This window comes from Streptomyces sp. NPDC043427 (assembly GCF_056436655.1).
In genome coordinates this window covers 131,074-151,904 of record NZ_JBWKCC010000014.1, presented here as the reverse complement: position 1 = coordinate 151,904, position 20,831 = coordinate 131,074, and the positions used below count along the sequence as shown (strand labels likewise).

Sequence of the window (20,831 nt, the reverse complement as noted above, 5' to 3'; positions counted from 1 at the left end):
GTGGGTCGTCGTCAGGCGCGCAGGGCTTCGACTGCCTGTGCGAGGGCTCGGGGCACATCCGGCACGAGGGCGTGGACCCCGTCTCGTACGACGTGGCGTCCCCCCACGACCGTGTGCCGTACGTCCGCTGCCGTCGCCGCGAATACGGCCGTCTCGGCGCCGAGCCTGGGCAGCGGCCCCGCTGTCCTGACCGAGTCGAGCGCGATCGTCGTGAGGTCGGCGAGCGCCCCGGCCTCGATGGTGCCCGCGCCCTCCCAGCCAAGGGCGGCGTGGCCGTCGGCGGAGGCGGCCCTCAGCAGGGCTGCGGCCGTCCAGTGGCCCCGGGTGCGGGTGCGCAGGCGCTCGTTCAGCTCCATCGCGCGAGCCTCTTCGAGCAGGTCGATCACGGCGTGGCTGTCGGAGCCGAGGGAGAGGGGGGAGCCGGCCTTCTGAAGGGCGGCGGCCGGGCCGATGCCGTCCGCCAGGTCCCGCTCCGTCGTCGGGCACATGCAGGTGCCGGTCCCGCTGCCACCGATCAGCGCGATGTCCGTGTCCGTGAGGTGCGTGTTGTGGACGCCGGTGGTGCGCGGCCCGAGGACGCCGTGCTCGGCGAGCAGCTGTGTCGGGGTGCAGCCGTGTGCCTCGCGGCAGGCGTCGTTCTCGGCGGTCTGCTCGGAGAGGTGCACATGGAGCGGGGCCCGCCGCTCCTCGGCCCACCGTGCGACGGTCGCCAGCTGCCGGGCGGGCACGGCCCGTACGGAGTGGATGGCCGCCCCGATCCGTGCGTGATCCCGTTCCTTGAGAACTGAACAGCGTTCGGCCCAGGCGTCCGCGCTGCCGTCGGAGAAGCGGATCTGGTGGGTGTTGGGCGGCTGTCCGAAGCCGGAGGAGAGGTAGACGGTGTCGAGGAGGGTGATGCGGACACCGGCGTCGGCGGCGGCCGCGATGAGGGCCTCGCCCATCGCGTTGGGGTCGGCGTAGGGGGTGCCGCCGGGGGCGTGGTGCACGTAGTGGAACTCGCCGACGGCCGTGACTCCGGCCAGCGCCATCTCGGCGTACACGGCCCGCGCGAGCGCGTGGTAGTTCTCCGGGGTGAGCCGGTCGGCCGTGGTGTACATGACCTCGCGCCAGGTCCAGAAGGTGCCGGAGCCGACCTGGACGGTGCCGCGCAGGGCGCGGTGGAAGGCGTGGCTGTGTGCGTTGGCGAGGCCGGGGAGGGTGAGTCCGCGCAGGGTCTCGGCGCCGGGGGGCGGGGTGCCGGTGCCCGTGCGGACGTCGGTGATGCGGCCGTCGCTGATCTCCAGGGTCACCCCCGGCTCGACGTGGGTGTCGAGCCAGGCGTGCTCCAGCCAGTACGTCTGCGTCACGTGCAGGCCAGTCCTTCCAGTACGTCGGCGAGTGCGAGCACCCCGGCCACGCAGTCGTCCTCGGCCGCGAACTCGGCCGGGGAGTGCGAGACGCCCGTGGGGTTGCGCACGAACAGCATGGCGGTCGGGATGCTCCCGGAGAGGATCCCGGCGTCGTGTCCGGCACCTGTACCCAGGACCGGCACCTTGAGTGCCGTCTCCTTGCCGAGAATCCGGGCGAGTTCATCGCGCAGGACGTGGTCGAACTCGACGACGGGCGTGAAGGACTCACGGACCACGTCGAGGTCGACGCCCTGGGCCTCGGCGTACTCCCGGGCGGCCTTCTCGACGCCGGCGACCACCTGGTCGAGGCTCTCCTGGTCGGCGGCGCGGGAATCGAGCCAGCCGCGGACCAGGGAGGGAATCGCGTTGACGCCGTTCGGCTCGACGGCGATCTTCCCGAAGGTGGCGACGGCACCGGCGAGTTGGGCCTCACGGCGGGCGGCGAGCACCGTCTCGGCGTACGACAGCATCGGGTCGCGCCGGTCGACGAGCCGGGTCGTACCGGCGTGGTTGGCCTCGCCCCGGAAGTCGAACCGCCAGCGCCCGTGCGGCCAAATTGCACTCGCGATGCCGACCCGGTCGCCGGACAGGTCGAGGGCGCGCCCCTGCTCGACGTGCAGTTCGACGAACGCACCGATACGGGCCAGTCGCTCGGGGTCCGGCCCGATGCCGTCGGGGTCGTATCCGGCGGCTTCCATGGCCCGGGGCAGCGTGATCCCGTCCCCGTCGGTCAGCCTGTGCGCCTGCTCGACGGTGAGCTGACCCGCGGCCAGCCGGGACCCCACGCAGGCAAGCCCGAACCGGGCCCCCTCCTCGTCACCGAAGTTGACGATGGCAAGGGGCTTGCTGAACGCGACGTCCCGCGCGCGGAGTTCATCAAGCGCGGCGAAGGACGACACGACGCCGAGCGGTCCGTCGAAGGCCCCACCGTCGGGCACGGAGTCGAGATGCGACCCGGTGACGACGGCATCCCCGGTGGCCGGATCCCCGAGCCAGGCCCACTGGTTCCCGTTCCGGTCCACCTCGTAGGCCAGCCCGCGGGCCTCGGCCTGCCCCTGGAACCAGGCCCGGCAGTCGGCGTCGGCGGGGGTCCAGGCGAAACGCCGGTAGCCGTGGGAGTCGGGGTGCCGTCCGAGGGGGTGCAGTTCGCGCCACATCTGGTGAAAGGAGGACCCAGCCGCTGCAGGCCGTGGGCCGGGGGCCGCATCCGCTCCAGGCCGTGGGGCGTCGGCCGCAGCCGCAGCCGCAGCCGCTACAGGTTGTGGGCAGTCGTTCCGCAGGGCGATGGGGGTCCCCCCGGTCGAGCGAAGCCGAGACTGGGGGCGGGTGGGCACAGCCGGACCCGCACCCGGCGACGAGGCATCGGCCCCCACCGGACGGTCGCCGCGCCCGGCGTCCCTGGGGCTCACGTCCCCTCACCCTCACGCATGGGCACCCGCACACCCCGCTCGTCCGCCACCGACTCCGCGATGTCGTACCCGGCATCCACATGCCGGATCACACCCATCCCGGGATCATTCGTCAGCACCCGCCGGATCTTCTCCCCACCCAGCTTCGTGCCGTCGGCCACCGTCACCTGCCCGGCATGGATGGACCGCCCCATCCCGACGCCGCCCCCGTGGTGGAGGGAGACCCAAGACGCCCCCGACGCCACGTTCACCATCGCGTTCAGCAGCGGCCAGTCGGCGATCGCGTCGGACCCGTCGAGCATCGCCTCGGTCTCGCGGTAGGGAGAGGCGACGGACCCGCAGTCCAGGTGGTCCCGTCCGATGGCCAGCGGAGCGGCCAGCTCCCCGCTCGCGATCATGTCGTTGAACCGCTCACCGGCCTTGTCCCGCTCGCCGTAGCCGAGCCAGCAGATGCGCGCGGGCAGGCCCTGGAAGTGGACCCGCTCCCCCGCCAGCTTGATCCAGCGCGCGAGGGACTCGTTCTCGGGGAAGAGGTCCAGGATCGCCTTGTCGGTCTTGGCGATGTCGGACGCCTCACCCGACAGCGCGGCCCAGCGGAACGGTCCCTTGCCCTCGCAGAACAGTGGCCGGATGTAGGCGGGCACGAAGCCGGGGAAGGCGAACGCGCGGTCGTATCCGGCGAGCTGTGCCTCGCCCCGGATGGAGTTGCCGTAGTCGAAGACCTCCGCACCGGCGTCCAGGAAGCCGACCATCGCCTCGACGTGCCGGGCCATCGACTCGCGGGCGCGGGTGGTGAAGCCGGCCGGGTCCTTCGCGGCGGAGGCGGCCATGTCCTCGAAGGCGACGCCGGTAGGCAGGTAGGCCAGCGGGTCGTGGGCCGAGGTCTGGTCGGTGACGATGTCGATGGGGGCGCCCATGGCGAGGAGCTGCGGGAGGAGGTCAGCCGCGTTGCCGAGGACGCCGATGGAGAGCGGCCTGCGCTGGTCACGCGCCTCGACGGCCAGCTGGAGCGCGTGGTCGAGGGAGTCGGCGCGCACGTCGAGGTAGCGGTGCTCGATGCGCCGCTCGATCGCCCGGGGGTCGCAGTCGATGCAGAGGGCGACGCCGTCGTTCATGGTGACGGCGAGCGGCTGGGCGCCGCCCATGCCGCCGAGGCCGGCGGTGAGGGTGATCGTCCCGGCGAGGGTGCCTCCGAACTTCTTCGCGGCGACGGCGGCGAAGGTCTCGTAGGTGCCCTGGAGGATGCCCTGGGTGCCGATGTAGATCCAGGAGCCGGCGGTCATCTGGCCGTACATGGTCAGACCCAGCTGTTCCAGCCGCCGGAACTCCTCCCAGTTGGCCCAGTCGCCGACGAGGTTGGAGTTGGCGATGAGGACGCGCGGGGCCCACTCGTGGGTCTGCATGACGCCGACGGGGCGGCCCGACTGGACGAGCATGGTCTCGTCCTGCTTGAGGGTGCGCAGCGTGCGGACCATGGCGTCGAAGGAGCGCCAGTCGCGGGCCGCCTTGCCGGTGCCGCCGTAGACGACGAGCTTGTCGGGGTGTTCGGCGACCTCGGGGTCGAGGTTGTTCTGCAGCATGCGCAGGGCGGCTTCCTGCTGCCATCCCAGGGCGCTCAGTTCCGTACCGCGCGGCGCTCGGACGGGGCGGGGTCCTGACATGGTCTGCCTCCTGGAGGTTGCACGAGTTATTCACATCCTGACTTCCTGAATAGACCTAGTCAATACATCGGGGTGCCAGCGCGTCCGCGTCGTGGGTGTTTGGCTGGATGTGTGAGCACGGGCATCGAACGGACGGGGGACGCCGTGGGAGACGACAACGGTGCGGACGAGGCGCGGGCGGCCCGGCGCCATGAGGCGGTGCGGGCGGCCGTCGAGCAGGGGCTGCTCGGCCCCGGCGCGCCGCTGGTGGGCCTGCTCGACGTCACCGGCATCCGGGAGTCGGCGGCGTCGCTGCGGGCGGCGTTCGACGCGGTCGTGCCGCCCGGGACGCCGGTGCTGCACGCCTTCGCGGTGAAGGCGACCCCGTTGGTGCCGGTGCTGCGGCTGCTGCGCGAGGTGGGGATCGGCGCGGAGGTGGCGAGCCCGGGAGAGCTGGCGCTGGCGCGGGCGGCGGGGCTGCCTCCGGCCCTGACGGTGCTGGACTCCCCCGCCAAGACGCCTGCCGAGCTGCGGGAGGCGCTGGCGCTGGGGATCGCGGTCAACGTGGACAATCCGCAGGAGCTGGACCGTATCGACGGCCTGATGCTCCCCCATGGCCCCGAAGGCAGGGGAGGTGCCCCCATGGCCGCCAGCCGCTCTCCCCTCGGCATCCGGGTGAACCCGCAGGTCGGGGCGGGTGCCATCGAGGCGTTGTCGACGGCCACGGCGACCTCGAAGTTCGGGGTGGCGTTGCGTGACGAGGGGGCGCGCGAGTGGGTCGTACGGGCGTTCGTGCAGCGGCCGTGGCTGACGCGGCTGCACGCGCACACGGGGTCGCAGGGCGTTCCGCTGTCGCTGATGGCGCAGGGCATCGGGGAGACGTACGCGCTCGCCGAGGAGATCAACCGGCGGATCGGGCGGCGGCAGATCGACACGATCGACATCGGCGGTGGGCTGCCGGTGAACTTCTCCTCGGACGTGACGACGCCGACGTACGCGCAGTACGCGCGGCTGCTGAGCGAGGCGGTGCCGGGGCTGTTCGACGGCCGGTACGGGCTGGTCACCGAGTTCGGACGGTCGCTGCTGGCCAAGCACGGCACGGTGGTGGCGCGGGTGGAGTACGCCAAGAGCGCGGGCGGGCGGCCGGTCGCGGTCACGCACGCGGGCGTGCAGGTCGCGACGCGGACGGTGTACGTGCCGGGGGCATGGCCGCTGAGGATGGCCGCGTACGACGCGAAGGGGCGCCCGAAGGAGGGCCCGGCGGTGGTGCAGGACGTGGCGGGTCCCGCCTGTTTCGCGGGCGACCTGCTGGCGCGGGGGCGCGCGCTGCCGCTCCTGGAACAGGGTGACTACGCGGTGGCGCTGGACACGGGCGCGTACTACTTCGCGCACCACTACGCGTACAACTCCCTCGCCCGGCCCGGCATTTACGGCTTCGCCCCGGACGGGGCCGGGGGTGTCGCCTTCGCGACGGTGCGCGAGCCGCAGACGCCGGAGGAGATCGTGGCGGAGTCGGGAGGGGCGCACGCGGCCGCGCTCACCACCCTGCCGAGGCCCGGGCGCCGTTGACCTACGCCCGTGACCTGCGCAATTGATAGGTGATCAACTCCGCGGAAAAAGACGTCAGCTGACCCATGTTAGCCATAGGGCGCATGTTCCACTGGAAAATGCCAGAACGCTCACCCGCCGCACACACGTTGCGTAGTTTCACTGTCACTCAGCCGAACCCCAGGCGGGAGGGGAGCGACGGTGCCCGGAATCGACGAGTGCCTACTGGAGGCCATGCGGCTGCCCGGTGCGTTGGGCGCATCGCTGGTCGACTGGACGAGCGGGCTGGCCCTGGGCACGGTCGGGGACGCCCCGGGCGGCGACCACGAGGCGTCGGCGGCCGAAGCCGCGGAGCTGGCGCGGCTGGCCGCCGAGCAGCGGGCGTTCGCGCCCGGTGACGACGCCGGAGCGGCGGGCCGCCCGGACCCCCCGGTCGAGGACCTGATCATCAGCAACCGGGACAGCTACCACCTGCTGCGGTTCGTGCCGACGTCGTTCGACAGCAGTGTGTTCCTGCACCTGTGGCTGGGCCGCGCGGACGGCAACCTGGCGCTGGCCCGCATCCGGCTGGGCGAGATGGCCGGACGGCTGGTGCTGGGATGACCGTGATCGGGACGACTCCGCCACCCCGGCTGCCGGTGCGGAACAAGACGACGGCCCACGAGCACGCGGCCACGGCCCTGTCGCCCATGCTGACCCGGCTCGCGGCCGAGCGGGCCACCGGTGTCCTGGTGCGCGAGTGCGGCACGCTCTACCTCGCCGACGGCCATGTCGTGCACGCCGAGAGCCCGCTGGCCCCCGGCCTCGACGTCCTCCTCACGGCCCACGGCACCCTCGACGCCGAGAGCTGGCGGCAGGCCGCGGACCGGGCCGACGAGCGGCACGGCGCCGGCCGTCTCCTGCTCGACGCCCGGCGCGTCACCCGGGGAACGCTGGAGCTGTGCCACCTGGGGGCGCTGTACGACGCCGCGTACTTCGCGCTCGCCCCCAGCAGCACCCCGGGCCGCTTCCGCTACGGCACCGGGCACTGGCTCGGCCCCGTACGGCCGGTCCCGGTCGCGGCCGTGGAGCGCGAGACACTGCGCCGCCGCGAGCTGTTGCACCGCATCTGGCCGGACCCGTGGGCGGACAGCGCGCCGCTGATCCGGACCGCCCCCGGCCCGGCCCCCGCGGTGCCGCCCCGGCAGGTGGCGGTCCTGGCCCTGGTGGATGGCGCCCGCTCGGCGCCGGACATCGCGCGGGAGCTCGGCCGGCCCGCGTTCCACACGCTGGTGGACGTACGACGCCTGACGGCGGCGGGGCTCGTGACCCCGCACGCCCCGCCGCCCGCCCCAAGCCCGTTGCCCGTCGTCACCGACACCGACATCACCCTGCTGAAGAGGCTCAGGGATGCGCTGGAGGCCCTTTGAACGGCAAAGCCCGCGTGCCGAGAGGAGTAACCCGATGGCGGCCGAGCCCCAGATACTCGACGAACTGCGCCGACTGAGATCCCGCGTGCCACAGGTCAACGGCGCCCTCGCGGCCAGCGTGGACGGGCTCGTCCTCGCCCACGACACACCCGGCGTCGAACCGGAGCACGTGGCCGCGCTGACCGCGGCCGCGCTCGGCGTGGCGGTGCGCATGGCGGACGCGACCGGCCGGGGTGACCTGCGCGAACTGCTCGTGCGCGGCGCGTCCGGCTACGTCGCCACGTACGCGGCGGGCCGCACCGCCGTGCTGACGCTGCTCGCCGAGGACCGCGTCAACGTGGGCCGCCTGCACCTGGAGGGCCGCCGCGCCGGCGCCCGCATCGGGGAGCTGGTGGACGCCGAGATCGCCGCCCGGGCGGCGGCCGCCGAGAGCGTGGCCGTCAAACCGGCTCCCCCACGGACCAGAACCACCCGCGCGCCGCGCACCACTGCCACCAACGCGCGCACCACAACCGAGAGTTGAGAGGAAACGAGGAGACCACCATGGCCAACACCGAGACCGCACTGAAGGAAGCGCTCGCCTCCATCGAGGGCGCCACCGGCGCCGCGCTCGTCGACTACACCAGCGGGATGGCGCTGGGCACGATCGGCGGCAGCAAGAACTTCGACCTCAATGTCGCCGCCGCCGGCAACACCGACGTCGTGCGCGCCAAGATGCGCACGATGGAGCACCTCGGTCTGAAAGCCGAGATCGAGGACATCCTGATCACCCTGTCCGGCCAGTACCACCTGATCCGGCTCCTCAAGGGGCGTGGCGGCAACGGCCTCTTCCTCTATCTGGTGCTGGACGCCACCCGGGCGAACCTGGCGATGGCCCGGCACCAGCTCAAGCGGATCGAGGAGGACCTGGAGGTCTGACCCCGGCTCAGGGGTCCTTGCACTGTGCCCGCCCGGGCCGCGCGGCCTGGCACCGCGCCTCGCCGCGTTGCCGCGCCGCACGGCACCGGACCACGCGACCTCATCGGGCGCGCACAGTGCAAGGACCTCTCAGACCAGCGCGGCGGTGCGGCGCCGGGCCCCGCCCGGGGCCGCGTCGCCCGCCGCGATGCCCGTTCCGCGGTACGCCTTGACGGCTTTGCCTGCCGGCCGACCGCCGCGCCGGTCCAGCCAGTCGACACGCACCCACAGCAGCGCGTCCCCGGCCCGCTCGCGCCGCCCGAGCCACGTGGCCTTCAGCCGCAGCCCGGCTCCGCATCCGGCGAGCAGCATGCCGCCGGCGGCGGGCACGGCGAACGCGCTGCCGAGCGCCGCCGCGAAGGCGAGCAGCAGCCACCAGCGGTGCCCCCGGCGCCAGTTGCGTACGGTCACCGCTCGGTCCTGGAGCACGTCGTGCTTGCCCGCGCGGGCCGCCGAGCGGGCGAGGTCGGCGTACCGCCCCCGCCGACGGACGGCCACGAAGGCGAGGGCGAGCAGGAACAGCGCGGCCCCCGCCATGACCCCGATCCGCCGTCCGGTGATGCCGGGCACCAGCACCCCGATGCCCGCCGCGAACACTCCGAGCCACCACAGGGGCGCCGCCCCGGCCCGTACGACGACCGCCACCCGAGCCAGCCCCTGACCTCCGCGTGCCACGTCCCGCCTCCTCGTCGCCTTCGACCCAGCCTTCGACACGGCCTTCCGTACGGCCTTGCGTACGGCCTTCTTGGGCGCGCAGATTAGCGAGCGAAGGTGAGACGAGTCTGAGAGCGACACGGGCCGGGCGTCACTCCACGAACAGCCCCCGCGCCGCCGCCCGCGCGTCGAACTCCTCCAGCCGCGCCTGCGCGTCCGGCAGGTCGTCGCACATCGCCTCCAGGAGCACGCGGCCGAGCAGCATCGGCGCGCAGGCCGTGTCGAAGGCGAGGCCGGTGCCGACGGCGGCGGGCAGCAGCAGGTCGGAAACCTTGGCGACCGGGGCGAAGGCGGAGTCGGCGACGGTGACCACGGTCAGCCCCGCCTCATGGGCGTAGCCGAGGGTGTCGACGACCTCGCGGGGGTGACGCGGCAGCGCGAAGCACAGCAGCGCCGAGGCGCCCGCCCGCACGGCCGCGTCGATACGGTCGTGGATCATCGTGCCGCCCTCGTTGAGCAGCCGTACGTCAGGGTGGACCTTGGCGGCGAAGTACGCGAAGCCGTACGCCTGGGAGGCCGCGGCCCGCAGCCCCAGCACGGGCAGCGGGCGGCTGGCGGCGAGGACCTGCCCGGCCCTGCGCACCGGCCCCGGGTCGGCCAGCAGCTCCGCCAGGTGCCGGAGGTTCTCGATCTCGGCCTCGACGGCCTGCTGGTACTCGTTGTACGAGGCCGGCTGCGCCGTCTGTTCCGTGGGCGCGACCTCGCGCAGGTGCCGGCGCAGCGCCGGGTAGCCGTCGAAGCCGAGGGCGACCGCGAACCGGGTCACCGACGGCTGGCTGACCCCGGCCAGCTCGGCCAGTTCCACGCTGGACAGGAACGGCACGTCGGCGGCGCGGCGCACCATGCAGTGGGCGATGCGCCGCTGGGTCGGCGTGAGCCGGCGCCCCTCGAAGAGCGCCTGCAGCCGTGCGGCAGGGCTGTCGGTCGCGCCCATCACGTGCTCCCCCTCGACCTATTCAGGCACCATCAACTCTGCATGCCGTTATACAGGCGAACGGGCGTCGGCGCACGACCCCCGCAGAGCGCACGTTGAAAATGAGAGTGCGCCGAGGCCTGTGCTCAGGTTGCCGAAACCAGTCCGATGTCCAGCGCGTGGCAGGCGCCGAACGCGCCACCCATGGCCGGGGCCGGCCAGGTCAGCCGGTAGAGGTGGGACCGGCCGCCGGATCATCGATTTTGATATCCCCGACATGGAGCCCAGGCCACCGACTGAAGCGATCAGTCCTGCTGCTCGGCATCCAGCAGTGCCAGGGCGTTGCGGATTCCCTGTTCGAGGAGTTGGTCGGCGAGCTGCCGGTCGGTCAGGGCACGGGAGAGTTGCAGTGTCCCGGCCAGCATGCCGAGGAGGCTGAGTGACTTCAGACGCGCCGACGGCGGATCGTGGGGTGCCAGGCGGGCGGCGAAGCCGTCGATGAGGACCAGGGCGCCGTCGGTGTAGGCCTGCCTGGTGCGATCCGTGGAGCGTCCGATCTCGTCGAGCAGAGCGGCGTTGGGGCAGCCGTCCTCGATGCTGTCGCGCTGCTCGGTGGAGAAGTACCAGCGAATCATCTGTTCGAGTCCGGCACGGCCGGGCGCCGCCTGCGCGACGATGTTCTCGTGCTGTGCGCGCATCTGGTCGGCGACCGCGGTGGCGATGAGTTCCTCCTTGGAGGCGAAGTAGGCGTAGAAGGTGCCGTTGGTCAGGCCCGCGTCCTTCATGAGCGTGGCGACTCCGGAGCCGTCGATGCCGTTGCGCTTGAGCCGCCGGCCGGCCGTCGTGATGATCTGCTGCCTTGTCTCCTGTTTGTGTTCTTTTGTGTACCGCACGATGTGTTCCTCCATCGCAGCCGGGGCTCGGGGACGCCGCCGTCGGTGATTTACAGCCGGTCGCCGCGAACGGCGGTGGCGGAGGGTGAGGCGAGACCGTCCGCGCTGGTCAGGACGGGCTTGTAGGTGCCGTTCGGGTAGATCACCACGACCCTGTCCGGATCGTTCTGCGAGGAGGAGCCGTTCTGCGCGGCGAAGACCACGTCGGACCAGGGGGGGCAGGAAGCTGAGATCGTCGATGTTGGGCAGGCCGCCCGTGAGGAGGTGGATGGGGCCGGGCGCGCCGGTGGCGGTGACCGGTACCCGCAGCAGTGTTCCCTTGTTGAAGTTGCTGACCCACAGGGCGCCGTTGTGGAATCTGAGCCTGTTGGCGCCGATCGGCAGGGCTTCGGTCGGGACCGGCGCGAGAGCGGCGTCGGTCAGCCACGGGGTCGCTGATCCGCCCGACACCGGAACGGACCAGATGACGCCCTTCAGGCTGTCCGCGATGTAGAGGGTGCGTCCGGCCGGGTCGACGGCCAGCCCGTTGGGGCCCGAGTCGGCGGGCAGAGCGGCGACGCGCTGAGGGGTACTGTCAGAGGCACCCGGGCGGGATCGGCGCCCTTGAAGCCGGACCGGGATGTCAGCCGGGCAGGCGGTTGTTCTTGCGGATCTGCTTGTCGAACGTTCCGGCGGGGACGAGGCGGCGCGCTGTGGTGACGCGTGAGGCCAGCGGGCCGGCGGTGTAGCGCAGCTTCGGCTTCTTGTCGGTGGCCGCGGTGACGATCGTCTTGGCGACGACGGCGGGGTCGTCGCCGTCCTTCATCGCCTGCGCGATCACCTCGTCGAAGACGCGGCGTCGCTCCGCGTACAGAGGCAGCGGGGTGTCGGGCTGCGCGGCGTTGGTGTCGAAGCTGGTCTTGGTGTAGGCGGGCTGCACGAGGAGGACCCGGACGCCGTGCTCGCGGACCTCGTGGTCCAGGGACTCGGAGAAGCCCTCGACGGCGTGCTTCGACGCGACGTAGAGGGCCATGAAGGGCTGGGGGGCGACCCCGAGGACGGACGAGATGTTGATGACGCGTCCGCCACCCTGGGCGCGCATCTGCGGCAGGACGGCCTTCGTCATACGGATGACACCGAGGACGTTGATGTTCAGGACGCTCTGGGCCTGGGTGACGGAGTTCTCCTCGACGGCGCCCGCCGAGCCGATGCCCGCGTTGTTGACGAGGACGTCGATGCGTCCGAACCGGTCGATCACCTCTGCGACCGCGGCGGTGGCCGAGTCGTCACTGGCCACGTCGAGATCGAGGTACGTCACACCGGCTGGCGGGGTGAGCCCGGAGGTCTTGCGGCCGGTTCCGATCACCTCGTAACCCGCTGCGGCGAAGGCACGGGCCGTCTCCTTGCCGATTCCTGATGAGGCACCCGTCACGAGCGCCACCGGCCGAGTTGCCGTCATCACGATCTCCCTTGATTTGAATTACGTTCGTATGCCTTACGTTCGTACGACCATATGGCGCCCGTCGGCCGATGGCAAGTGCTCACGTCCGGCGATCCAAGAAAGGATCCGGAAACGTGGAGCGCGTTACGGGAAAGATCACGAGCGGACGACGAGCAGGCGACCGAGACCGCCACCGCCAGCCCTCGCATCACCGCCTCGGCGCGGGCTCATGGTCAGTGCTCAGGTGCATGCCGGAAAAACGGATGAGTGCTCGCGTCTGGGACCAGGACGGGCTGAGCCTCCCCATTCCCCGCTGACGCCGGAGCGAGGACGCAACCGCCCGCGTGACCGCGACCCGCCGACCGGCGAGCAACTGCGCGACGTCATTCGCTGGGCAGGCAGCTTCATGGCGATGCGCAGGGCCGCGTACGTGCGCCCCGAGATGTCCGCGAAGCTCGGCCGGCTCCGGGAGACCGTCCAGGAACGAGCCGTGTCCTGGCGGTACTGACGTTCCTCAGTGCGTGAAGAGGGGGGATATCCCCCGTGCGGTCGGCGCCTCCGCTCCCTACCGTGAGGTGCATGACGGGAATGGAGATCGGTATGGACACGCGGGACGCCGACCTGAAGAAGGAGCTCAACGCCACCCTGCAGGCCCGCAGGGAACTGGGCGAGGAGTACGAGTCCGCGTTGGTCGACTCGTTCCTGGAGAAGGTCGACCAGCGCATCGACGGCGCCGTCGACCGCCGGGTGCGCCGCCAGCTCGCCGAGCAGCAGATGACGGCGGCCCGCGACTCCCGGTCGCCGAGGCCCACGGACTCCTGGGGCGAGCGCTTCGGCTTCGGCATCGTCTCGCTGGTCCTGGCGATCCCGCTGTCCGCGATCGGCGCCGGCACCGCGCACCTGCCCGGCCTGCTGATCTCCTGGCTCGGCATCGTCGGGGTCAACGCGGTGCAGGCCGCCCGCAGCAATCCTGGCCTGTTCGGCACCCGGCGCGGCAGGAGCGACCGGGACGGCGACTGGGAGAAGTAAAACCTCACGCCTGCCTCGTCGGCAGCACCATGATCTGCCGCAGGTTGACGTGCCGGGGACGGCTCGCCACGTACGCCACGACGTCCGCGACCTCCTCGGACGCCAGCGCGCCGATCTCCTCGAGCATCCCGTCGAGCTGCCCCCGCAGCTCGACGCTGCCGATGTGCGACGCCAGCTCGGTCTCCGTGAGCCCCGGCTCGATGTTGGTGACCCGCACGTCACGCGGCCCGAACTCGGTGCGCAGGGACTGGGAGAGATGGGTGAGCGCGGCCTTGGTCGCCCCGTACACCGCGTAGTCGGGGAACGTGACGTGCGCGGCGATCGACGAGATGTTCACCAGGTCCGCGGTACGGCCCCGCCCGGCCGCGTCCACCAGGTCACCGCTGAAGGCGCGGATCATCCGCAGCACACCCGTGACGTTGGTGTCGATCATGCGCTGCCACTCGTCGAGGCGGCCGTCCGTCATGGGGTGGGGCAGCATGACCCCCGCGTTGTTGACGACCAGGTCCACGGCGCCGTAGGCCTCGTGGACCGCGGAGACCGCGGCCTCCACGGACGCGTCGTCGGTCACGTCGGCCACGACGGCGAGGGCCTCGCCCCCACCGGCCCGGATCTTCCCGGCGACCGCCTCCAGCCGCTCCCCGCGCCGGGCCAGCAGCGCGACCCGCGCCCCCTGCGCGGCCAGCAGCACGGCCACGGCCTCACCGATCCCGCTGGCGGCCCCGGTGACGACGGCGGTACGTCCGGCCAGGTTCTCGTACGACATGAAGTGCTCCCTGGATGTTCGCGTCGCCGGTCCGTCCGGCGACGACCACCACCCTCGTCCGAACCGCCGGCGCCACCCAGGGATGCGCTTTTCCTGGGTCTGCCAGTACCAGGTTGAGCAGGCGCCGTTTCCCCTACGATCGAACGCATGGACGGGGAACTCGGAGATTTTCTGCGCTCGCGCCGTGCCCGCATCCAGCCCGAGGAGGTGGGGCTGGCCTCGTACGGGCGGCGTCGTGTCCCGGGCCTGCGCCGCGAGGAGGTGGCGCAGTTGGCGGGGGTGAGCGTCGACTACTACATCCGCCTGGAACAGGGACGCGGCCCGAGCGTCTCCGACGCGGTGCTGGACGCGGTGGCGCGGGTGCTGCGTCTGGACGAGACGGAGCACGCCTATCTGCACGCGGTGGCCCGCCCCCGCAAGCAGGCCGCGCGGCCGGCGACGCCCCGTGTCCGCCCGGGCGTCCAACTGCTGCTCGACAGCATGGACCGCACCCCCGCGTTCGTGATCGACCACCGCATGGAGGTCCTCGCGTGGAACCCCCTGGCCGACGCGGTCTTCGGCTACGGCGGTACGGCGCCCACGGCCCGCAGCATCCCGCGTCACGTCTTTCTCGACCCCGGCGCCCACGACTTCTACCCGGACTGGCAGGCGGTGGCCGCCCAGTGCGTCTCCCACCTGCGGGTACTGGCGGGTCACCACCAGGAGGACCGGAAACTCACCGCGCTGGTCGGCGAACTGTCCCTCAAGAGCGAGGACTTCCGCCGCCTGTGGGCCGACCACCAGGTCAGGGAGTGCGCCTACGGCGTGAAACGCGTCCAGCACCCGGTCGCGGGCCTGCTGACCTTCCCGTACGAAACCCTGACGGTCCCGGGAGACGGAGCCCAGACGCTGCTGGTCTACACGCCGGAGCCGGGTTCGGAAACGGCGGAGAGGCTGGCGCTGCTCGGCAGTTGGGCCACCACGGGCGCGTAGAAGAAGTATCCGCGGGGACCGCCGCACCCCCGTTGACGGGGGGCGGGACGACGGCGGTCCCCGCGAGGGACGTTGACCGGGTCAGGCCGGGTCTCACGTCCGGCGTCCATGGAGGTCCGGGAGCCGCTCCGGAGGTCCTAGGACGTTCGGTGCCGGCCGGGGCGGGGAGCCGCTCCCGCCCTTGCCGACACCCACCAATGTGCCGGACGCGTGTTAAGCGGGTGCTGCGCGGACGTGACACGCACGTACCACTTCCGCGAAGTCCACCACTCCGGTAGGTAAACGGAAGTTCGCCGTCAGCACCGCCCGTTCACCGGACGTTTCCCGCTACTTTCCGCCCTTGGCGAGGAAGGCCAGCAGGTCCTGGCGACTGACCACACCGGTCGGTTTGCCCTCGACGAGCACGATCGCCGCGTCCGCCGCGCCGAGCACGGACATCAGGTCCCCGACCGGCTCGCCGGAGCCGACCTGGGGCAGCGGCGCCGACATGTGCTTCTCCAGCGGGTCCTCCAGCGAGGCCCGCTTGGCGAACAGGGCGTCGAGCAGCTCGCGCTCGACCACGGAGCCGACGACCTCGGCGGCCATGACGTCCGGGTGACCGGCGCCCGGCTTGACGATCGGCATCTGTGAGACGCCGTACTCGCGCAGCACCTCGATGGCCTGACCGACCGTCTCGTCCGGGTGCATGTGGACGAGGGACGGGATGGCGCCGTGCTCCTTGTCGTTGAGGACGTCACTGACGCGGGCGCTGGGGCCCTCGTCCTCCAGGAAGCCGTAGTCGGCCATCCACTCGTCGTTGAAGATCTTGCTGAGGTAGCCGCGCCCGCTGTCGGGCAGCAGGACCACCACGACGTCGTCGGGACCGAGCCGCTCGGCGACCCGCAGCGCCGCCACGACGGCCATGCCGCAGGAGCCGCCGACGAGCAGGCCCTCCTCCTTGGCGAGCCGGCGCGTCATCTGGAAGGAGTCCTTGTCGGACACGGCGACGATCTCGTCGGCGACGGTCCGGTCGTAGGCGCTCGGCCAGAAGTCCTCACCGACGCCCTCGACGAGGTACGGCCGCCCGGACCCGCCGGAGTACACGGACCCCTCGGGGTCGGCGCCGACGACCTGCACCTTGCCGTCGCTGGCGTCCTTCAGGTACCGGCCCGTGCCCGAGATGGTGCCGCCCGTGCCCACACCGGCCACGAAGTGGGTGATCCGGCCCTCCGTCTGCTCCCACAGCTCGGGGCCGGTGGAGTGATAGTGGGAGAGCGGGTTGTTGGGGTTGGAGTACTGGTCGGGCTTCCAGGCGCCCGGTGTCTCACGCACCAGCCGGTCGGAGACGTTGTAGTACGAGTCCGGGTGCTCCGGGTCCACGGCGGTCGGGCAGACCACGACCTCGGCGCCGTACGCGCGCAGCACGTTGATCTTGTCCGTCGATACCTTGTCGGGGCACACGAAGATGCACTTGTACCCCTTCTGCTGCGCCACGATGGCCAGGCCCACACCGGTGTTTCCGCTGGTGGGCTCGACGATCGTGCCGCCCGGCTTGAGCTCGCCGCTCTGCTCGGCCGCCTCGATCATGCGCAGGGCGATGCGGTCCTTCACGGAACCGCCCGGGTTGAAGTACTCCACCTTGGCCAGGACGGTCGCCTGAATGCCCTTGGTCACGCTGTTGAGCCTCAGCAGCGGGGTGTTGCCGACGAGGCTGATCATCGAGTCGTGGAATTGCACCGTTGTCTCCGGATGCTTGCAAAAACGTGGTCGTAGTGGTGCCGCCAGCCTACGGCCCGCCGCAGGCGTTCACTCCCGGTTGAGATTGACCGACGGTCGGTACGGGGCAAGGAGTGGATGTACGGCTACGAGGAGGTGGCGGCGACGTATGAGCAGCATGTCGAGGGCGCGGGTGGCGCGGCGCATCGCGGCCGGTGCGGCGTACGGCGGCGGTGGCATCGGGCTGGCGGGGGCGGCGGCGGTCGGCCTGCTGCTGGCCGAGGTGCAACTGGCCCGCCGTCAGGTGGGCAACAACGGCACGCTCCCGCACGTACCGAACGCGCAGGGACTGTACGGCGACGTCTACGCCACCCCGACACAACCGCCCCTGCGTCTGACGATGCTGGGTGACTCCACGGCCGCGGGCCAGGGCGTGCACCGGGCCGGGCAGACGCCGGGCGCGCTGGTGGCGTCGGGGCTCGCGGCGGTGGCGGAACGTCCGGTGGAGCTGCGCAACGTCGCCCTGCCCGGGGCCCAGTCCGACGACCTGGAACGCCAGGTGGCCGAGGTGCTGGCGGCTCCGGGCCCGGTGCCCGACATCTGCGTGATCATGATCGGCGCGAACGACGTGACGAACCGGATGCCGCCGACCCGCTCCGTGCGCTGCCTGGCGACGGCGGTGCGGAGGCTGCGGACGGCCGGTGCGGAGGTGGTGGTCGGCACCTGTCCGGACCTGGGCACGATCGAGCCGGTCCAGCAGCCCCTGCGCTGGCTGGCCCGCAGAGCCTCCCGCCAGTTGGCGGCCGCCCAGACGATCGGGGTCGTCGAACAGGGCGGCCGCACTGTGTCCTTGGGCGACCTGCTGGGCCCCGAGTTCGCGGCGAACCCGCGCGAGCTGTTCGGGCCGGACCAGTACCACCCCTCGGCGGAGGGGTACGCCACCGCCGCGATGGCGGTCCTGCCGACCGTGTGCGCGGCGCTCGGCCTGTGGCCGGCGGAGGAGGAGCGGCCGGACGTCTTCCGCCGCGAAGGGTTCCTGCCGGTGGCCCGAGCGGCGGCGGAGGCGGCGTCGGAGGCGGGAACGGAGGTGGCGGCGGCGATGCCGACCGGTCCCCGGGGGCCATGGGCGCTGCTGAAGCGGAGGCGCAGGCGGAGGATGCCGGAGGTGGAGCCGGCGCCTGCTCCTTCGTCGCCGTGAGCACATTCAGCCCGTCCGGCGTTTGAGGACGAGGCCGTTCAGGCCGACGGGGGCCCGGGGGCGCAGCCCCCAGGGACGGCCGGCGCCCAGGCCCGCGCCTACTTCGGCTCAACCGCCGAAGGAAAAAAGCAAGCGCTTAGTAAACTGCGGTCTGAGTCACACCGCCCAGCCCGTGACCCCAGCCATACGTACGGGTAACTTGCCAAGCAGCCCTGCCCAACCCCACGTGTCAATGGAGCCGTGATGCCCGAAGCCGTGATCGTCTCGACCGCCCGCTCCCCCATCGGCCGCGCATTCAAGGGCTCCCTGAAGGACCTGCGCCCGGACGACCTGACCGCCACGATCATCCAGGCCGCCCTCGCCAAGGTCCCCGAGCTGGACCCGAAGGACATCGAGGACCTGATGCTCGGCTGCGGCCTGCCCGGCGGCGAGCAGGGCAACAACCTCGGCCGTATCGTCGCCGTACAGATGGGGATGGACCACCTCCCGGGCTGCACGATCACCCGCTACTGTTCCTCGTCGCTGCAGACCAGCCGCATGGCCCTGCACGCCATCAAGGCCGGCGAGGGCGACGTCTTCATCTCGGCCGGTGTCGAGATGGTCTCCCGTTACGTCAAGGGCAACTCCGACAGCCTGCCCGACACGCGCAACCCCCTCTTCGCCGAGGCCGAGGCCCGTACCGCCGCCGTCGCGGAGCAGGAGGGCACCACGTGGCACGACCCGCGTGAGGACGGCCTCGTCCCCGACCCGTACATCGCGATGGGCCAGACCGCCGAGAACCTCGCCCGCTCCAAGGGCGTCACCCGGCAGGACATGGACGAGTTCGGCGTCCGCTCGCAGAACCTCGCCGAGGAAGCCATCAAGAACGGCTTCTGGGAGCGGGAGATCACCCCGGTGACCCTGCCCGACGGCACCGTCGTCAGCAAGGACGACGGTCCGCGCGCCGGCGTCACCATGGAGGGCGTGGCGGGCCTCAAGCCGGTCTTCCGCCCCGACGGCCTGGTCACCGCCGGCAACTGCTGCCCGCTCAACGACGGCGCCGCCGCGGTCGTCATCATGAGCGACACGAAGGCCCGCGAGCTCGGCCTCACCCCGCTCGCCCGCATCGTGTCGACCGGCGTCTCCGGCCTCTCCCCCGAGATCATGGGCCTCGGCCCGGTCGAGGCGTCCCAGCAGGCCCTGCGCCGGGCCGGTCTCACCATCGACGACATCGACCTCGTCGAGATCAACGAGGCGTTCGCCGCCCAGGTGATCCCCTCCTACCGGGACCTCGGCATCGACCTCGACAAGCTGAACGTCAACGGCGGCGCCATCGCCGTCGGCCACCCCTTCGGCATGACGGGCGCCCGCATCACCGGCACGCTAATCAACTCGCTCCAGTTCCACGACAAGCAGTTCGGCCTGGAGACGATGTGCGTCGGCGGCGGCCAGGGCATGGCGATGGTCATCGAGCGCCTGAGCTGACCCCCCTGGGTAGCCGTCACGGCACCCATCGTGATCCCACGGCCCAGAGTCCGGGAATCGCCCGGGCTCTGGGCTGTTTTGTGATCCAATCTCCCTCAGGATGTGACCTATCTCCCTCACCGCAGGGATTCACGCAGGTCAGCGATGCTTCGCACGGGACGCAACCCCCAGGACCCTGTCCGTTTCGTGACGTTACGCACTGACAGCTGGATAGTCCACCCTTCAAGCTGATGTAGGAAGTCGGGGGTCGATTTTGAACCGGGAGTACGTCAGTGAGCGCCATGCCGATCGCCTTGCTGGTCACCACGGCCGCCACCGGCGCCGTGGGCGTCGCCGTCCTGCGCACCCTCGTGCTGCTGCGCCGACAGGTCGCGGCCCTGCACACGCAGCTCGCCGAGAACCATGCGGCCGCGACCCGTGGACTCGTGCCCGCTGCACGCAGCACCGCCGACGCCGATGAGATACGCGCCGCCGTCGCCGAGGCGCTCGCCGAGGAACGCGAGCGCGAGCTGGCCGAGGCGCGGGCGTTCTGGGCGGCCCAGGAGGCCCGTGACGCCTCCGACGCGCCGTCCCTGCTGGGTCTGCCGGACAGCGAGCTGTTCCTGCCCCGTCAGGCCGATTTCGTGGGCCTGGAGCCGGTGGCCGAGCCGACCGCGGACGCCGACGACTTCTCCGGCGATTCCCCGGAACTGGCCGCGGCCCGCCGCCGCCACCCCTCCCACCCGGACTTCGTCCCGGTCCAGTCACCGGTCGTGAACGACCACGAGCGCACCGTCGCCATCCTCGAGGAACTGGCCGCGTCCCGCGTCGAGCTCACCGACGTCCGCCCCGGCCCTCTCGGCACCCTCGACGTCTACGTCTTCGCCGACGGCACCACCCTCTGCATGACCCCGGGCCACCGCGAAACCGCCGACCGCCTGGCCGCCGCCCTCACCGCCGGCGAAGCCCCGATCCTCCTCGGCGGCTCCGGCATCTCAGGCGCGTACACCCTCACTTTCGAATGCGGCGAGGAGAACGTCTACATCCTGGCGGACCGGGTCATAGCGTCCTTGTAGGTCTGACGCGACCTACACCCCCGCCCTCCGCTGCGCCTCCTCCACCAACCGCACCGCCTCACTCACCTCGGCCTCACTGCCCAGCACGACCGCCAGATCATGCCCGGCCACAGTGATCTGATCTGCCGCTGCAAACATCCCCGCATCCGGCATCTCCCGAGGCTCGGCCCCCGGCGACTCCGTCCTCTGGGCCCACCGGGCCAACTCCCTGGCCAACCCCAGCGCCTCCGCCGCAGCGCCTCGCTGCAAGCGGCTCTGTGGCGCCGCCCGCAACCGGTCGGCGAAGTGATCCACGGCTCGGCTCAGACGCGTCGTATCCACCACGCGGTGAGCGTACTCGCACCCGGACTGTTGCCAACAC

Annotated in this window: 21 protein-coding genes; 10 read left to right on the top strand and 11 right to left on the bottom strand. The window is 71.6% G+C overall.

Annotated elements, in window-relative coordinates:
• Positions 1–11: 11 nt before the first annotated feature.
• The 3 genes from AC067M_RS23025 to hutU all read right to left on the bottom strand — a co-directional run bounded on the left by AC067M_RS23025 (position 12) and on the right by hutU (position 4,458).
• Positions 12–1,346, bottom strand: a complete 1,335-nt coding sequence (locus tag AC067M_RS23025) for a formimidoylglutamate deiminase (protein ID WP_478698883.1) — start codon at positions 1,344–1,346, stop codon at positions 12–14.
• Positions 1,343–2,545, bottom strand: a complete 1,203-nt coding sequence (locus AC067M_RS23020) for an allantoate amidohydrolase (RefSeq protein ID WP_478698882.1) — start codon at positions 2,543–2,545, stop codon at positions 1,343–1,345. The genes AC067M_RS23025 and AC067M_RS23020 overlap by 4 nt, the downstream gene beginning before the upstream one ends.
• Positions 2,546–2,793: 248 nt before the next feature.
• Positions 2,794–4,458, bottom strand: a complete 1,665-nt coding sequence (gene hutU / locus AC067M_RS23015; RefSeq protein WP_478698881.1) for a urocanate hydratase — start codon at positions 4,456–4,458, stop codon at positions 2,794–2,796.
• A gap of 111 nt (positions 4,459–4,569) precedes the next feature.
• On the opposite strand from hutU, the gene AC067M_RS23010 reads away from it, so the two are divergent.
• The 5 genes from AC067M_RS23010 (at position 4,570) to AC067M_RS22990 (ending at position 8,312) form a co-directional block, all read left to right on the top strand.
• Positions 4,570–6,006, top strand: coding sequence for a type III PLP-dependent enzyme domain-containing protein (locus tag AC067M_RS23010; RefSeq protein ID WP_478698880.1), 1,437 nt, complete (start codon positions 4,570–4,572; stop codon positions 6,004–6,006).
• 180 nt (positions 6,007–6,186) lie between these two features.
• Positions 6,187–6,588: a hypothetical protein gene (locus AC067M_RS23005; RefSeq protein ID WP_478698879.1), complete on the top strand. Its 402-nt coding sequence runs from the start codon at positions 6,187–6,189 to the stop codon at positions 6,586–6,588.
• Positions 6,585–7,394, top strand: a complete 810-nt coding sequence (locus AC067M_RS23000) for a transcriptional regulator (protein ID WP_478698878.1) — start codon at positions 6,585–6,587, stop codon at positions 7,392–7,394. The genes AC067M_RS23005 and AC067M_RS23000 overlap by 4 nt, the downstream gene beginning before the upstream one ends.
• Positions 7,395–7,428: 34 nt before the next feature.
• Complete coding sequence (locus AC067M_RS22995; RefSeq protein ID WP_478698877.1) at positions 7,429–7,917, top strand: roadblock/LC7 domain-containing protein; 489 nt, start codon at positions 7,429–7,431, stop codon at positions 7,915–7,917.
• A gap of 20 nt (positions 7,918–7,937) precedes the next feature.
• Positions 7,938–8,312 carry a roadblock/LC7 domain-containing protein gene (locus AC067M_RS22990; protein ID WP_478698876.1) on the top strand — a complete coding sequence of 125 codons (375 nt, stop codon included), beginning with the start codon at positions 7,938–7,940 and terminating at the stop codon, positions 8,310–8,312.
• 129 nt (positions 8,313–8,441) lie between these two features.
• Here AC067M_RS22990 and AC067M_RS22985 read toward each other — a convergent pair whose 3' ends face one another.
• From AC067M_RS22985 to AC067M_RS22965, 5 genes are all read right to left on the bottom strand, one after another.
• Complete coding sequence (locus AC067M_RS22985) at positions 8,442–9,026, bottom strand: hypothetical protein (RefSeq protein WP_478698875.1); 585 nt, start codon at positions 9,024–9,026, stop codon at positions 8,442–8,444.
• A gap of 130 nt (positions 9,027–9,156) precedes the next feature.
• Positions 9,157–9,999 (bottom strand): MurR/RpiR family transcriptional regulator, encoded by an 843-nt coding sequence (locus AC067M_RS22980; protein ID WP_478698874.1) that lies wholly within the window; start codon positions 9,997–9,999, stop codon positions 9,157–9,159.
• Between the two features lie 284 nt (positions 10,000–10,283).
• Positions 10,284–10,874, bottom strand: coding sequence for a TetR/AcrR family transcriptional regulator (locus AC067M_RS22975; protein WP_478698937.1), 591 nt, complete (start codon positions 10,872–10,874; stop codon positions 10,284–10,286).
• Positions 10,875–10,921: 47 nt separating this feature from the next.
• On the bottom strand, positions 10,922–11,074 hold the full coding sequence (locus AC067M_RS22970) for a hypothetical protein (RefSeq protein ID WP_478698873.1): 153 nt from the start codon (positions 11,072–11,074) through the stop codon (positions 10,922–10,924).
• A 419-nt stretch (positions 11,075–11,493) separates the two neighbouring features.
• The gene (locus AC067M_RS22965; RefSeq protein ID WP_478698872.1) at positions 11,494–12,309 is read right to left on the bottom strand and encodes an oxidoreductase; all 816 of its coding nucleotides are present in this window, start codon (positions 12,307–12,309) and stop codon (positions 11,494–11,496) included.
• 582 nt (positions 12,310–12,891) lie between these two features.
• On the opposite strand from AC067M_RS22965, the gene AC067M_RS22960 reads away from it, so the two are divergent.
• Positions 12,892–13,320: a hypothetical protein gene (locus AC067M_RS22960; RefSeq protein ID WP_478698936.1), complete on the top strand. Its 429-nt coding sequence runs from the start codon at positions 12,892–12,894 to the stop codon at positions 13,318–13,320.
• A gap of 4 nt (positions 13,321–13,324) precedes the next feature.
• Here AC067M_RS22960 and AC067M_RS22955 read toward each other — a convergent pair whose 3' ends face one another.
• The gene (locus tag AC067M_RS22955) at positions 13,325–14,086 is read right to left on the bottom strand and encodes an SDR family oxidoreductase (protein WP_478698871.1); all 762 of its coding nucleotides are present in this window, start codon (positions 14,084–14,086) and stop codon (positions 13,325–13,327) included.
• A gap of 147 nt (positions 14,087–14,233) precedes the next feature.
• On the opposite strand from AC067M_RS22955, the gene AC067M_RS22950 reads away from it, so the two are divergent.
• Positions 14,234–15,058: a helix-turn-helix transcriptional regulator gene (locus tag AC067M_RS22950; protein ID WP_478698870.1), complete on the top strand. Its 825-nt coding sequence runs from the start codon at positions 14,234–14,236 to the stop codon at positions 15,056–15,058.
• Between the two features lie 327 nt (positions 15,059–15,385).
• Here the strand turns inward: AC067M_RS22950 and AC067M_RS22945 are convergent, their stop codons facing one another.
• The gene (locus AC067M_RS22945; protein WP_478698869.1) at positions 15,386–16,774 is read right to left on the bottom strand and encodes a cystathionine beta-synthase; all 1,389 of its coding nucleotides are present in this window, start codon (positions 16,772–16,774) and stop codon (positions 15,386–15,388) included.
• Positions 16,775–16,922: 148 nt separating this feature from the next.
• Here AC067M_RS22945 and AC067M_RS22940 point away from each other — a divergent pair, with 148 nt between their 5' ends.
• The 3 genes from AC067M_RS22940 (at position 16,923) to AC067M_RS22930 (ending at position 20,470) form a co-directional block, all read left to right on the top strand.
• The gene (locus AC067M_RS22940) at positions 16,923–17,951 is read left to right on the top strand and encodes an SGNH/GDSL hydrolase family protein (protein WP_478698868.1); all 1,029 of its coding nucleotides are present in this window, start codon (positions 16,923–16,925) and stop codon (positions 17,949–17,951) included.
• 243 nt (positions 17,952–18,194) lie between these two features.
• Positions 18,195–19,415, top strand: coding sequence for an acetyl-CoA C-acetyltransferase (locus AC067M_RS22935; protein ID WP_478698867.1), 1,221 nt, complete (start codon positions 18,195–18,197; stop codon positions 19,413–19,415).
• 272 nt (positions 19,416–19,687) lie between these two features.
• Positions 19,688–20,470 (top strand): hypothetical protein, encoded by a 783-nt coding sequence (locus tag AC067M_RS22930; protein ID WP_478698866.1) that lies wholly within the window; start codon positions 19,688–19,690, stop codon positions 20,468–20,470.
• Positions 20,471–20,482: 12 nt separating this feature from the next.
• Here AC067M_RS22930 and AC067M_RS22925 read toward each other — a convergent pair whose 3' ends face one another.
• A complete protein-coding gene (locus AC067M_RS22925) occupies positions 20,483–20,794 on the bottom strand; it encodes a hypothetical protein (RefSeq protein WP_478698865.1) in 312 nt (103 codons plus the stop codon).
• Between the last annotated feature and the right edge of the window lie 37 nt (positions 20,795–20,831).

Excerpts from the sequence above, each read along its gene's own strand:
- AC067M_RS22940 (WP_478698868.1), top strand. The coding sequence starts at position 16,923 with ATGAGCAGCATGTCGAGGGCGCGGGTGGCGCGGCGCATCGCGGCCGGT.
- AC067M_RS22935 (WP_478698867.1), top strand. The coding sequence starts at position 18,195 with ATGCCCGAAGCCGTGATCGTCTCGACCGCCCGCTCCCCCATCGGCCGC.
- AC067M_RS22960 (WP_478698936.1), top strand. The coding sequence starts at position 12,892 with ATGGACACGCGGGACGCCGACCTGAAGAAGGAGCTCAACGCCACCCTG.
- AC067M_RS22965 (WP_478698872.1), bottom strand. The coding sequence starts at position 12,309 with ATGACGGCAACTCGGCCGGTGGCGCTCGTGACGGGTGCCTCATCAGGA.
- hutU (WP_478698881.1), bottom strand. The coding sequence starts at position 4,458 with ATGTCAGGACCCCGCCCCGTCCGAGCGCCGCGCGGTACGGAACTGAGC.
- AC067M_RS22980 (WP_478698874.1), bottom strand. The coding sequence starts at position 9,999 with ATGGGCGCGACCGACAGCCCTGCCGCACGGCTGCAGGCGCTCTTCGAG.
- AC067M_RS22950 (WP_478698870.1), top strand. The coding sequence starts at position 14,234 with ATGGACGGGGAACTCGGAGATTTTCTGCGCTCGCGCCGTGCCCGCATC.
- AC067M_RS22955 (WP_478698871.1), bottom strand. The coding sequence starts at position 14,086 with ATGTCGTACGAGAACCTGGCCGGACGTACCGCCGTCGTCACCGGGGCC.
- AC067M_RS23000 (WP_478698878.1), top strand. The coding sequence starts at position 6,585 with ATGACCGTGATCGGGACGACTCCGCCACCCCGGCTGCCGGTGCGGAAC.
- AC067M_RS22995 (WP_478698877.1), top strand. The coding sequence starts at position 7,429 with ATGGCGGCCGAGCCCCAGATACTCGACGAACTGCGCCGACTGAGATCC.
- AC067M_RS23020 (WP_478698882.1), bottom strand. The coding sequence starts at position 2,545 with ATGTGGCGCGAACTGCACCCCCTCGGACGGCACCCCGACTCCCACGGC.
- AC067M_RS22990 (WP_478698876.1), top strand. The coding sequence starts at position 7,938 with ATGGCCAACACCGAGACCGCACTGAAGGAAGCGCTCGCCTCCATCGAG.